Origin of the sequence: Algoriphagus faecimaris (assembly GCF_900101705.1) — a bacterium.
Lineage (GTDB): Bacteria > Bacteroidota > Bacteroidia > Cytophagales > Cyclobacteriaceae > Algoriphagus > Algoriphagus faecimaris.
Genome location: NZ_FNAC01000018.1, coordinates 44421 through 56936 on the forward strand (window position 1 = coordinate 44421; position 12516 = coordinate 56936).

General features: G+C 40.4%; 12 protein-coding genes. 8 read left to right on the forward strand and 4 right to left on the reverse strand.

The genetic code is table 11. The features are described 5' to 3' along the window. Positions 1 to 24: 24 nt before the first annotated feature. The 3 genes from BLQ57_RS10945 to BLQ57_RS10955 form a co-directional block, all read right to left on the reverse strand. Complete coding sequence (locus BLQ57_RS10945; protein WP_087939406.1) at positions 25 to 1437, reverse strand: CCA tRNA nucleotidyltransferase; 1413 nt, start codon at positions 1435 to 1437, stop codon at positions 25 to 27. After that, on the reverse strand, positions 1434 to 1904 hold the full coding sequence (locus BLQ57_RS10950) for a hypothetical protein (protein ID WP_240507799.1): 471 nt from the start codon (positions 1902 to 1904) through the stop codon (positions 1434 to 1436). The genes BLQ57_RS10945 and BLQ57_RS10950 overlap by 4 nt, the downstream gene beginning before the upstream one ends. A 270-nt stretch (positions 1905 to 2174) precedes the next feature. Continuing rightward, positions 2175 to 2576 (reverse strand): hypothetical protein, encoded by a 402-nt coding sequence (locus BLQ57_RS10955; protein WP_087939408.1) that lies wholly within the window; start codon positions 2574 to 2576, stop codon positions 2175 to 2177. An 807-nt stretch (positions 2577 to 3383) separates the two neighbouring features. Between BLQ57_RS10955 and BLQ57_RS10965 the strand changes: the two genes are divergently transcribed. The 7 genes from BLQ57_RS10965 to lepB all read left to right on the forward strand — a co-directional run bounded on the left by BLQ57_RS10965 (position 3384) and on the right by lepB (position 11259). Further along, positions 3384 to 5003 carry a CTP synthase gene (locus BLQ57_RS10965; protein WP_087939410.1) on the forward strand — a complete coding sequence of 540 codons (1620 nt, stop codon included), beginning with the start codon at positions 3384 to 3386 and terminating at the stop codon, positions 5001 to 5003. A 35-nt stretch (positions 5004 to 5038) separates the two neighbouring features. Next, complete coding sequence (yidC, locus tag BLQ57_RS10970) at positions 5039 to 6838, forward strand: membrane protein insertase YidC (RefSeq protein WP_087939411.1); 1800 nt, start codon at positions 5039 to 5041, stop codon at positions 6836 to 6838. A 297-nt stretch (positions 6839 to 7135) separates the two neighbouring features. Then, a complete protein-coding gene (locus BLQ57_RS10975) occupies positions 7136 to 7918 on the forward strand; it encodes a ParA family protein (protein ID WP_087939412.1) in 783 nt (260 codons plus the stop codon). Position 7919: 1 nt separating this feature from the next. After that, positions 7920 to 8831: a ParB/RepB/Spo0J family partition protein gene (locus BLQ57_RS10980; RefSeq protein WP_087939413.1), complete on the forward strand. Its 912-nt coding sequence runs from the start codon at positions 7920 to 7922 to the stop codon at positions 8829 to 8831. A gap of 5 nt (positions 8832 to 8836) precedes the next feature. Further along, positions 8837 to 9439 (forward strand): DUF5683 domain-containing protein, encoded by a 603-nt coding sequence (locus BLQ57_RS10985; RefSeq protein WP_240507800.1) that lies wholly within the window; start codon positions 8837 to 8839, stop codon positions 9437 to 9439. A 3-nt stretch (positions 9440 to 9442) separates the two neighbouring features. Beyond that, positions 9443 to 10165 carry a 4-hydroxy-tetrahydrodipicolinate reductase gene (gene dapB / locus BLQ57_RS10990; protein ID WP_087939414.1) on the forward strand — a complete coding sequence of 241 codons (723 nt, stop codon included), beginning with the start codon at positions 9443 to 9445 and terminating at the stop codon, positions 10163 to 10165. An 11-nt stretch (positions 10166 to 10176) separates the two neighbouring features. Further along, on the forward strand, positions 10177 to 11259 hold the full coding sequence (gene lepB, locus BLQ57_RS10995; RefSeq protein WP_087939415.1) for a signal peptidase I: 1083 nt from the start codon (positions 10177 to 10179) through the stop codon (positions 11257 to 11259). A gap of 99 nt (positions 11260 to 11358) precedes the next feature. Here lepB and ung read toward each other — a convergent pair whose 3' ends face one another. Next, positions 11359 to 12021 carry a uracil-DNA glycosylase gene (ung, locus tag BLQ57_RS11000; RefSeq protein ID WP_087939416.1) on the reverse strand — a complete coding sequence of 221 codons (663 nt, stop codon included), beginning with the start codon at positions 12019 to 12021 and terminating at the stop codon, positions 11359 to 11361. A 65-nt stretch (positions 12022 to 12086) separates the two neighbouring features. Here ung and apaG point away from each other — a divergent pair, with 65 nt between their 5' ends. Continuing rightward, positions 12087 to 12473, forward strand: coding sequence for a Co2+/Mg2+ efflux protein ApaG (gene apaG, locus BLQ57_RS11005; protein WP_087939417.1), 387 nt, complete (start codon positions 12087 to 12089; stop codon positions 12471 to 12473). Positions 12474 to 12516 lie beyond the last annotated feature (43 nt).

A 12516-nucleotide genomic window follows, 5' to 3' on the forward strand; every position in this document is an offset into this window, starting at 1 on the left:
ATTCTTGATTTTAATTCAATTTCTTTATTTCACCAATCCTTTTTGTTTAGCCAATTGATGCATCAACTGTCGTGCCTCTTCCGGCTTGTTTTTAATTTTGCCTTCCAAGATAGCTTCTTTTATTTCTTCTTTGATCTCACCTACAGTTTTTGAAGGTTTCAATCCAAAGGTTTCCATAATTTCTTCTCCGCTAATAGGGGGTTGAAAATTCCTCACTTGATCTTTTTCCTCCACTTCGCGAAGCTTCTGTTCTACTTTATCAAAGTTTTCGAGAAATCGCTTTACCTTTTTGTTATTCTTGGATGTGATATCTGCCCTGCAAAGCTTCATCAAGTCATCAATATCATCTCCTGCATCAAAAAGCAGTCTTCTCAGAGCAGAATCAGTCACTTCATCTTTGACTAGAGCGATGGGTCGGAGATGTAATCGCACTAATTTTTGAACATACTTCATTCGCTCGTCCATAGGGAGCTTTAGTCGCTTAAAAATTCCCGGCGTCATTCGTGCCCCTTTGTCTTCATGGCCGTGAAATGTCCAGCCTACTTTGCTATTAAATCTCTTCGTGGCAGGTTTGGCTATATCGTGTAGGATAGCTGCCCAACGCAACCACAAGTCATCACTCACCAGACTTAAATTATCTAGGACTTGCAGCGTATGATAGAAATTGTCTTTGTGCGATTTATCGTCTACAGAGTCTACCCCTTGTAATTCGACCATTTCCGGAAAAAACTCATGCAAGAGCTTTCCTGCAAACAAGAGTTTAAAACCATAAGAAGGCTGATCCGTCTGAATGATCTTATTTAACTCTACAATAATCCGTTCAGCCGATACAATAGATAAGCGATGGGCATTTTTGCTTAATGCATAGAAAGTGTCGGGATCAATGTCAAAGCCGAGCTGACTTGCAAATCGTACAGCTCGCATCATTCTCAAAGGGTCATCCGAAAAAGTGATTTCTGGATCAAGGGGAGTTTTGATTTGCTTACGCTTCAGATCTCCGATTCCATCAAAAGGATCCAAAAGCTCTCCATAATTCCCCTCATTAAGAGAAATGGCCATAGAGTTGATGGTAAAATCTCTTCTCTCCAAGTCTTCTTGTAAAGTACCATCCTCTACTATCGGTTTACGACTTTCGGATCGATAGGACTCTTTTCTCGCCCCTACAAATTCCAGCTCACTATCTTCTAACTTGAGCATGGCCGTCCCAAAATTTTTAAAGACAGAAAGGGGCACATGAAAATCAAACTGCTTGCTCACCTCTTCTGCCAAAGCAATACCGCTTCCCACACAAGTGAAATCCAAGTCTTTGCTAACTCGACCTAATACCAGGTCACGGACAAATCCGCCGACAACATAAGTCTCGAGATTGAGATTTTTTGCAGCAGCTCTGATTTTTGCAAAAACCTCATTTTTATCTAATTCTTCTTTAAAATTCATCCTTTGATGATTTTTACATCTCCTTTCGCTCCCAGGTAGAGCTCTTTTACGTTTGGCCCCAAAAGTGGGAAATTAAGCTTGGTTTCCACATCCGCTTTGGTCTCCACTCCTATCTGAGCGATAATAGGCTGCGAAATTTGAAAAAGTAACTTTTTCCAATTGGGTTCTCTTACCAATGAGAAACGAATTTCTTTTAAATCTGCCAGACCACTCGGGAGTAGCCGATTAGGCTCGGTGTGATAGATGGTAGGTTTGGATGCAAAGTCTACAATATCCAAGGCTACTTCTGAAAAGTGTCCCCCTACTGATCTGATTTGAAACAAATCAAAAAGCAAAATCACCCAATTCTCCCCCATGGAAGAATTCCAACGCTCCAAGGGATAAATTGAAATCACTTTGCCATTACCCTCTCGAATATGAAGCTGATTTTGATCCCGATACTGCTTGATAAATAATGAGTGATCCACGATTATGAAATTTTTCACAAAAATAATCAGAATATTGAGAGCGACCCCTTGATTTTCAAAAGAGCTGAGCTCAAGATCTCTCAGAAATACTTCGAATTAAAAATCTAACTCTTAAAAATTTACAAAATAACGACTAAGCTAAGCATGAATACAGAAATCTTTACTTTGAAAAACAGGTTAAAACATTATCCGCTCTTCCCCTATTATTTCTTGCTATGGAATAAATAAAAAAAGGAGTCAATTAGACTCCCCTTTCAATATCAATTAAGTTTAACTTCTCAGCCAGTTGATAAAAGTCTGATAACCAACTCCTATTTCTCTAGCGAAAGCTGCCTTAGTCTTATTACCGGTGGCTTCTACTTTTTTCCATTCCTCGAGAATCTTGTTTTTCTCTCCATCTGAGAAAGTTCTTCTTTTAGAAGTCTTTCCTGAAGAGTTTCCACTAATCAAGCCTACCAACTCGTTAAAGTCATTCATAAAACGACCATCAGTAACATATAAACCCGCTGCTTCCAATTTCTTAATTACATCATCCTTTGGGTTTACAGGAGTTACCGGAATACCTCTAGTAGCTGCTTCATGAAGATCTATTCTTTTGCCTTCAGCAGTCACATAAATAAAGCCTTCATTCTTTTTTAGATCGGCGATTGCTTCTTTGATAAGTTCTCTCATAATATTTTATTTTAGAATTATTAAAAATCTATCGCAATATATCTATTTTAAATTTAAACATAAAAATAGAAGTATTTAATTAATGGAATTAAGTGAAAATTCAAGCCTTTTGGAGACCTTCTTAACATTTATTTAGATTCGCCTTTTCTTTTCTATCATAAAATTCCCTTTTTGAAATTTCCTCATCAATAAAGAAAACTCTTTCAACAACATTATTTAATTAAATCCATTTCGACCTACGGAATTAATAGTTATCTCGAAGGGCTTGGGAAAACCTAACCCTTTACCAAAGCCTCCTAATAAACTATTAAACTCTCAGCCTCCTTAGGCCTAAATTGCGACCATGATCAATAACCTTACAATTATTTTGCGAAAAAAAGGGAATACTTGAAGCATAAATAAAGAAGGACCAAAATTATATCAAGTTAATATAAATGGAAATAACACACTTGACTATTTGGACTATGCTGAGGAAGCAGAAAACTTTTTCACCAAATTCTCTACAATAATTTTTCTTACATGATTTTTTTTGAAGCGGGCATTCCTTATATCTCTTATTAAAATTCCTTTTCTAGTACACTTCTTTCTATTCCAATTCTAAACTCTACCTCTTTAAAATCTGAGGCAAAAGTATGGCTAAGGCAAGTAACATCTATGCGATTAGTTAGTATTTCCCACCTTAAGGAGACCACTTCAGGTCTGCCAAAATCCAAAGAGAAATAAAAATTAATCTGAGTAATCGGATAATTTTCGTAATTTTGAGCCCCATAAGAATTCAACCAAATATCTCATCCCCGCACCATTCTTATGGCTTCATCCACCAAATACATCTTTATTACAGGAGGAGTTACTTCCTCTCTAGGAAAAGGAATTATCGCCTCTTCACTGGGTAAACTATTACAGGCTAGAGGTTTCTCTGTGACTATTCAAAAATTTGACCCCTACCTCAACATCGATCCGGGGACGCTCAACCCTTATGAGCATGGGGAATGCTATGTAACCGACGATGGTGCAGAAACAGACTTGGACCTTGGTCATTATGAACGTTTTCTGAATGTATCCACCTCTCAAGACAACAACATTACGACAGGTAGGATTTACAACAACGTCATAACAAAAGAACGGAAAGGCGAATATTTGGGCAAAACAGTCCAGGTAATTCCTCATATCACTGATGAGATAAAAACAAATTTCTATAAGCTAGGTGAAGATGGTAAATATGATGTGGTCATCACTGAAATCGGTGGTTGCGTAGGTGATATAGAATCTTTGCCGTTTATCGAGGCAGTCCGGCAGGCTCGTTGGGACCTAGGACCAAATAATTTTTTAGTAATCCACCTGACACTCATCCCCTACCTCAAGGCCGCTAAAGAGCTCAAAACTAAACCCACTCAACATTCAGTAAAGCAGCTATTGGAGGCAGGTATACAGCCAGATATTTTGGTCTGTAGAACTGAGCATCACCTGCCTTTGGATGTGAAGAAAAAACTCGCGCTTTTTTGTAATGTCCAACTCAACTCGGTCATCGAGGCAATGGATGCTGACACCATTTATGATGTACCGCTTTTGATGAAAAAAGAAAAACTTGATGAGCGGGTCATGACCAAATTAAAACTTTCCTCCAGGCAAAACACCGATCTTGAAAACTGGAAAGACTTCCTCGGAAAACTCAAAAACCCAACCCAAGAAGTCACTATCGGATTGGTGGGTAAATATGTATCTTTACCAGACTCTTACAAGTCAATCATAGAGGCATTCACTCATGCTGGGGCTTCCATAGAATGTCATGTGAACCTGAAGTTGATTTCTTCGGAGGAAATCAACAGCGATAATTTTGAAAATAAACTTGAGGATTTAGACGGGATCTTAGTGGCGCCGGGCTTTGGTGAGCGAGGATTTGAGGGGAAAATTGATACCGTTCGTTACGCTCGGGAAAATCAAATTCCCTTTTTTGGAATATGTCTGGGAATGCAGGTGGCAGTCATCGAATTTGCGAGGAACGTACTTCATCTAAAAGATGCTAACAGCACCGAAATGGACCCCTCCACGCCACATCCTGTAATTGGATTGATGGAAGAACAGAAGAATATTGACCAAATGGGTGGGACTATGAGATTGGGTTCGTATTCTTGCGAACTGAAACGCTCTTCCAAAGCCTATGCGGCCTATGGAAAATCAAAAATTCAGGAAAGACATCGCCATCGCTATGAGTTTAATAATCATTACCTCAAGGAGATGGAAAGCGCAGGAATGATAGCGACAGGCAAAAATCCTGAAACAAACTTGGTAGAAATCGTAGAAATCAAGAACCATCCTTGGTTTGTGGGAGTTCAGTTTCATCCTGAGTACAAAAGTACCGTACTCAATCCTCAGCCGCTTTTCAAAAAATTCATTGAAGCAGCTATAGAAAATAAGAAAGTAAAATAATTGCAAAACCGGATCTCCGGGAAGATTAAAAACCTATGGATAAAAATCAAGCGACAGGTCTTATCCTCTTTGCCGCAGTCATCCTCGTCTACTCCATATTTTTTGCGAGTACGCCCGAGCCTATACCCACAGAACCGGAGGTCAATACTGAATCCGTAATAATTGACAGTGCCCAAGCTGTGGCGCCAGTTGAGCCAATTGCCCAAAACGATAGCACTCTTGATGCCGATCGAGTAGCTAGGTATGGCGTTTTGGCTACCATGACACTGGGAGAAGAATCATTGGAAATATTAGAGAATGATCTGATCCAAGTCAAAATATCTACCAAAGGAGGCAATGTTTCAGAAGTATGGCTCAAAGAATACAAAAATTGGGAAAATGAGCCTTTAATGCTGTTTGACGAAAGCTCATCTTCCATGAGTTTAATGATGGAGAGCAGTCAAGGTCCTATTAACTTCAAAGACCTATATTTCCAACCCAGTGCTTCTGAGTCAGAAGATGAAAATGGCCTAAAAATCTACACATTATCGCTTGTAGCAGGCACAGAAAGCGGTACTATTCTACATAAATACACCCTCACAGAAGGAAGCTACGAGGTCAGACGAAGCTTAGAAATCGATGGATATCAGAACATCTTCACCTCCAAGGAAGCCAAAATCGACTGGCAAGATCAAGTAAGGGCTCATGAGCGTGATTTAGCAGAATCCAGAAGAAAAACCCAAGTCAATTTCTACACCAGTGCCGGATCCTACGACAATTTGGGTGTGGGAGACGACGCAGAGACAGAAGCAGTAGAGGAACCCGTCAAATGGATTGGTTTCAGTCAGCGGTTTTTTACTGCAGGGATCATTGCCGATCAGGAGTTTCGTAATGTAAGTGTGACCCAAAGCACACCAAGCGATAGTGCATTCGTACGAAATATGCAGGCTAGTTTTTCCATTCCAATGGAGGAAGGAAGCCTTTCCTACCGGTATTATTTTGGCCCTGACAAATACAAAGTGCTCAAAAACACCACAGAGGGATTTGAGGAAAATGTCGACATGGGTTATTTCTTCGTCAGTTGGGTGAATAAATACATCATTGTCAACTTGTTTGAATTTCTAGAAAAGTTCTTCAACAACTACGGTGTGATCATCATTTTGATCGTTTTCTTGATCAAACTTGCCTTGTTCCCATTGACTTACAAGTCTTACATCGGAATGGCCAAAATGCGTGTCATCAAACCTGAAATAGATGAATTGAAGGAGCAATACGGAGACGATCCTACCAAGATGCAGCAGGAGCAGATGAAGCTGTTTTCCAAACTAGGAGTAAGTCCTATTTCCGGTTGTCTACCCCTTTTGCTTCAGATGCCGTTTTTATTTGCTATGTTTTTCTTTTTTCCCAATGCGATAGAGTTACGCCAAGAATCCTTCCTTTGGGCCAAAGACCTTTCGACCTATGATGAATTCATCAAGCTGCCTTTTACTATTCCTTTTTATGGCTCTCACGTCAGTTTGTTTACACTTCTGATGACCGTATCGCAGATTGTGTATACGCATTTCAACAATCAGCTGACTACCGCCACCGGGCCGATGAAAAACCTTGGGTACATTATGCCGGTGATGTTTATGTTTATTCTTAATTCCTATCCTGCTGGATTGAGTTTCTATTATTTCGTTTCCAATGTGGTTACTTTTGGTCAGCAAGCCTTGATCAAATTATTTGTAGACGACGAGAAAATCAGAAAGAAGGTAGAAGAAAACAAGGTGAAAAATGCCAGCAAAAAGAAATCTAAATTTCAGCAACGCTTGGAAGACGCTATGAAAGCAGCAGAAGCCAACAAGAAAAAATAAGAAAGAGTCGGGGAAAAAAGCCCCGACTTTTTTTAGGCTTGATTTTAGCAGACAATCCTTTTCATACTTAAAAAACTCTTGGTTAAAGTTTATCAAATTTAGGACCTAAAAGTCCCAACTTATTTAAATTAAATTTTAAATACCACCTGATAACCAACAGGATACTACTGATTTACCACATTCTTATCTGAAAATATTGACAGAAAGGGTCAGAGTCTTGTTCTGAAAAAAAGCGAGAAACGGAACCGATAAAGAGTGGATTTTGCTTAATATTGAGATCTAATTTTAAACCGAACCATGGGAAAAGTAATTGCCATAGCCAATCAAAAGGGCGGAGTTGGAAAAACAACGACAGCTATGAACCTAGCGGCGAGTTTAGCAGTCTTGGAGTTCAAAACCCTTGTCATCGATGCAGATCCACAGGCAAATACGACATCTGGTCTCGGACATGATCCTAAATCCATCAATACCAGCATCTATGAGTGCATGGTGGATGGGATTGAGGTAAAAGAAATTGTACATAAAACTGAAATTGATCATTTGGATTTGGTTCCTTCCCATATAGATTTGGTCGGAGCCGAGGTTGAAATGATCAATATGGAAAATCGTGAGGAAAAGATGAAAGAAGTCATCGCCCCTCTCCGAGAAGAATACGATTTCATTATCATCGACTGTTCGCCCTCTCTTGGGTTGATTACGATCAATGCACTTACGGCAGCCAACTCTGTAATCATTCCAGTACAATGTGAATATTTTGCATTAGAGGGACTCGGAAAATTACTGAATACTATCAAAATCATTCAGACCCGGCTCAATCCCGACTTGGAGATTGAAGGAATCCTCCTGACCATGTATGACGTGAGATTGAGACTTTCCAATCAAGTGGTAGAGGAAGTACGGCTACATTTCAAAAATATGGTTTTCGAAACTATCATCCCTAGAAATGTCCGTCTAAGTGAGGCACCGAGCTTTGGTCTGCCTGCTATTGCATTTGATGCTGATGGAAAAGGCTCTGTAGCCTACCTGAATCTAGCCAGCGAAATCGCTCAGAAAAATGGTCTTCAAAAAGTAACTAGTTAATATGGCTGATCAAAAACCCAATCGAAAGAAAAACGCGCTGGGCAGAGGACTAGGTGCTTTGCTGGAGGATAGTCCCTCCAAAAACAAATCTGAAGATATTCTTCCTGAAGCGGTGAAAACAGGGATTTTTGAGATCTCGCTGGAGGAAATCCAAGTGAATCCCTATCAGCCAAGAACTCATTTTGACAAGGAAGCTCTACAGGAGCTCGCGGAATCCATTCAAGTCCAAGGGATCATACAGCCTATCACAGTCAGAAGACTGGATCAAAATGAATACCAGCTCATTTCAGGGGAACGGAGATTTCAAGCCTCAAAAATCGCTGGTTTAGAAAAGATTCCTGCCTATGTAAGAACTGCCAACGATCAGCAAATGCTGGAAATGGCGCTTATAGAGAATATTCAGAGGGAAAATCTTAATGCCTTAGAAATCGCTCACTCTTATCAGCGACTTTTGGCAGAGTGTGATCTGAAGCAAGAAGAACTCGGGGACCGAGTAGGAAAAAACCGGACCACGGTAAACAATTACCTCCGCCTATTAAAACTTCCTCCCAGTATCCAAGCTGCTATCAGGGATCAGCAACTTTCGATGGGGCATGCACGAGCATTGATCAATGTAGAAGATGTGGACAAGCAGTTGTCCATCTTCAAAAAAGCAGTAGAAGAAGAGCTTAGCGTGAGGAAAGTAGAAGCCTTGGTCAAATCTCTCAATGAAACCAAGGCATCCAAGCCTGAAAAGTCAGGTATTGACCCTGTACGGAAATACGAACTGAATAAAATTCAGCAACGTCTAGCCTCTCATTTTGGGACAAAAGTGGCATTGAATGCCAATGAGAAAAATAAAGGAGAGATTAAAATCCCTTTCACCTCCACCTCAGACCTCAATCGAATTCTGGAACTTTTAGACATTATCTAAACCTCTTGAAAAAGATAGCCCCCCCCTCATACCAATACAAAAAAGCCCCATGGATTTTCCTGGGACTTTTGCTTTTGGGGTTTTTGGTCTTTCCCAGGAATTCCTTGGCCCAAGTGGTGCGAGAAGGCGACTCAGTAGATGAAACTAAGGAAGCCTCCTTCTCCTCTTTGCCAAAAAACCCCAAAAAAGCCACCATTCTATCAGCAATCCTTCCCGGTGCAGGTCAAGTCTACAACGGAAAATCATGGAAAGTCCCGATAATCTACGCGGGATTTATGACTGATATTTATTTTATTCAGTTCAATAATCGTCGCTATCAAGTTTTCAGAGAAGCTTTATTTGCTTCAGATAATAATGAGCCTTCGATTTTCCCCAACCTTAACCGACAGGCATTAGCAAGAAATGTGGACTATTGGAGGAGAAATCGAGACCTCACCATTCTGCTTCTAGCAGTGATCTATGGACTAAATCTGATCGATGCAAATGTGGACGCTCATTTATCAGGGTTTGATATTTCTGATGATTTAGCCCTAGCCATCGAACCCCATCATGAAACTATTATGGCCCAATCTCAGCAGGTGGGTCTTTCTATAAAATTGAAATTCTAAAAAATGAACATCCTATTACTTGGATATGGCAAAATGGGACAATTGATCGGAGAGATTGCCGAATCAAGAGGCCATCAAATTGCCGGAAAAATCACCATTGACAACAGAGATGAACTTGATCTACTCAGTTCAGATCAAGTCGATGTAGCGATAGAATTTAGTCAACCTGAGGCTGCAGTAGAAAATTTCGAGTGGTGCTTAGAAAAAGGCATCCCTGTGGTATCTGGCACTACTGGCTGGCTATCTGAAAAACCACGTATAGAGCAATTGACTCGAGAAAAAAACGGATCATTTTTTTACGCATCCAACTTCAGTATCGGAGTGAACGTTTTCTTCAAAGTGAATCAATTTTTAGCTAAACTGATGAATGAAACCTCTGGCTATCAGGCCACAATCGAGGAGATTCATCATACTGCAAAAAAAGATGCTCCTTCAGGTACCGCCATCACACTTGCAGAAGGTATTATCCAAAATCACCAAGCGTACGAAAAATGGCACCTGACGGAAGAATCGTCCGAAAACGAACAATCATTAGCTATCACATCCAAAAGAATTGACCCTGCCCCAGGCACTCATATTATTCGCTATCATTCTGAAATAGACGATATTGAGATTACACATACCGCTCATTCACGACAGGGTTTTGCCCTTGGCGCGGTATTGGTGGCCGAATGGCTAAAAGATAGAAAAGGGGTATATTCTATGGATGATTTTCTATCTTTCTGAAATTTCAACTCATGAGTACAAAAAAGAAAAAATCAGCCACCAGGGAATGGGTAGATGCCTTGGTTTTTGCAGTAGTAGCAGCCAGCTTGATACGTTGGCTACTTTTAGAGCCATTTACTATCCCAACAGCATCCATGGAGAAGTCACTCCTAGTAGGTGATTTCCTGTTTGTAAGTAAGATGCACTATGGGACTCGAATCCCAAAAACACCGCTTCAAGTCCCACTTACTCATCAGAAAATATGGGGGACTGAATTAGCCTCTTACTCGGATGCGATTCAATTACCCTACATGCGTCTTCCTGGATTTACCAGTATCAAGCGCAATGATGTAGTGGTATTTAATTTCCCTACTGAATTCCAGTATCCAAATGATCTCAAAACCAACTACATCAAACGAGCAGTAGCTGTTCCCGGTGATGTACTCGAAATCCAAGAGGGACAGCTCAAAATTAATGGAGAGCCAGGCTACATTCCCGAAGAGATGCAATTTTCTTATGATGTAGTCACCAACCGTGCCCTCAACAGCGATTTTTTCAATGATTATGGAATCAATCCAAGCTCATATATGGCCTTTTCCAATGACGCAGGATACTTGGTTTGGGCCACTGATCAAATGATAGAGCGACTTAAATCCTCTCCCGTGGTAGTAGCTGTCAACAAGCGTATCATGCCAGCAGGAAGAGCAGAGGAGCGTATCTTCCCTGCAGATGGAGAAGTAGGCTGGAAAGCCTGGAACAGAGATAACTACGGGCCCTTAACTATTCCAGGAGAAGGCTGGACCATTGATATCACTGCAGATAACCTGATGCAATATGGCTTTACCATTGAGAAATATGAGGGGCATGAAAAAGTAGAAATTCGCAATAATGAACTTTGGATAGACGGTCAGAAAGTGGATAGCTATACTTTCAAACAAAACTACTACTTCATGATGGGGGACAATAGGCATGATTCCCTAGACTCTAGGTATTGGGGTTTTGTACCGGAAGATCATGTAGTAGGAAAAGCTTGGTTCCTCTGGCTTTCACTAGATCAATTTGAAAGCATGTTCAATAAAATCAGATGGAATCGATTCTTCAAAGGAATCGAATAATAGCATTAAGACCTTAATAAAAGGCCCATTGAAAATATTTTGCCCCCAAAAAGTTAGACACCTATTGGGGGCTTTTCTATTGCTTTTCAGACTGTAGCTTTACCACTTTATGGGCTCAAGCCCCTTGGACTCCAGGTAGGTATTCGTTTTCGAAAAATGTCCACAGCCCAAAAAGCCTCTATGTGCAGAAAGCGGACTGGGATGAGGTGCCTTCAGAATCAAATGCTTTTGCTCATCTATCAATTGACTTTTCTTCTGGGCATATGCTCCCCAAAGAAGAAAGACCACTGATTCCTTTCGCTCGGAAATTTTCTGAATGACTTGATCGGTAAACTCCTCCCAGCCTCTTTTTTGATGAGACCCTGCCTCATGTGCTCTGACTGTCAAGGTAGCATTTAATAAAAAAACACCTTGGTTTGCCCATCGAGTCAGGTCCCCATTAGGAGGCATATCTTTGCCTAGGTCTGCTTTGATTTCTTTGAAAATATTCAGAAGACTAGGAGGGAACGCTACACCAGGCCTGACAGAAAATGACAATCCGTGAGCTTGACCTGAACCGTGATAGGGATCTTGACCTAAAATCACTACTTTAACACGATCAAAAGGACAATGGTCAAAAGCACTGAATATTTCCTTACCCGGAGGGAAAACCTTCGATTCAGCATATTCGTCTTTAACAAAAGATGTTAAATTTTGAAAAAACTCCTGCTCAAAAACGTCCTGAAGGACTGAGGCCCAGGAGGGTTCAATTTTTACATTCATAGGTAATTTAATTGATATTCAAAGAGTTCGTCTTATATTTACGCACTTTTAAAATTTATAATCAAATGGTAGTAGCAGTTACCGACGGCATTCAAGTTAGCGTAGAAGTCACCTATCAGGCTGAGTTTTCGAGCCCTTTACAACACCATTATGTTTTCACCTACAAAGTAACAATTGAAAACAAAAGCCAGCAAACTGTTCAACTTCTACGACGAAGATGGGAAATTTCTGACGCCGCAGAAAATCTCAAAGTGATAGAGGGTGAAGGTGTAGTGGGACAGCAGCCTACTTTAGAGCCTGGCGAATCCCACACTTATGTCTCTGGGTGTAACTTAAAATCAGGCTTAGGCAAAATGAAGGGGTATTATCAAATGGAGAAAATCTTCGATGGTAAAAAATTTGAAGTAGTAGTCCCCGAATTCCAGATGATTGCCACCATTTTCCATAATTAAGATTGGGCCAAACGCTCTTTTCCATAAGTTCCTATCTCTCTCA

What these genes read in the sequence shown, in the direction of transcription:
- BLQ57_RS10945 (WP_087939406.1), bottom strand. Translation starts at nt 1,437, where the DNA reads ATGAATTTTAAAGAAGAATTAGATAAAAATGAGGTTTTTGCAAAAATC.
- BLQ57_RS10955 (WP_087939408.1), bottom strand. Translation starts at nt 2,576, where the DNA reads ATGAGAGAACTTATCAAAGAAGCAATCGCCGATCTAAAAAAGAATGAA.
- BLQ57_RS10965 (WP_087939410.1), top strand. Translation starts at nt 3,384, where the DNA reads ATGGCTTCATCCACCAAATACATCTTTATTACAGGAGGAGTTACTTCC.
- yidC (WP_087939411.1), top strand. Translation starts at nt 5,039, where the DNA reads ATGGATAAAAATCAAGCGACAGGTCTTATCCTCTTTGCCGCAGTCATC.
- BLQ57_RS10975 (WP_087939412.1), top strand. Translation starts at nt 7,136, where the DNA reads ATGGGAAAAGTAATTGCCATAGCCAATCAAAAGGGCGGAGTTGGAAAA.
- BLQ57_RS10980 (WP_087939413.1), top strand. Translation starts at nt 7,920, where the DNA reads ATGGCTGATCAAAAACCCAATCGAAAGAAAAACGCGCTGGGCAGAGGA.
- dapB (WP_087939414.1), top strand. Translation starts at nt 9,443, where the DNA reads ATGAACATCCTATTACTTGGATATGGCAAAATGGGACAATTGATCGGA.
- lepB (WP_087939415.1), top strand. Translation starts at nt 10,177, where the DNA reads ATGAGTACAAAAAAGAAAAAATCAGCCACCAGGGAATGGGTAGATGCC.
- ung (WP_087939416.1), bottom strand. Translation starts at nt 12,021, where the DNA reads ATGAATGTAAAAATTGAACCCTCCTGGGCCTCAGTCCTTCAGGACGTT.
- apaG (WP_087939417.1), top strand. Translation starts at nt 12,087, where the DNA reads ATGGTAGTAGCAGTTACCGACGGCATTCAAGTTAGCGTAGAAGTCACC.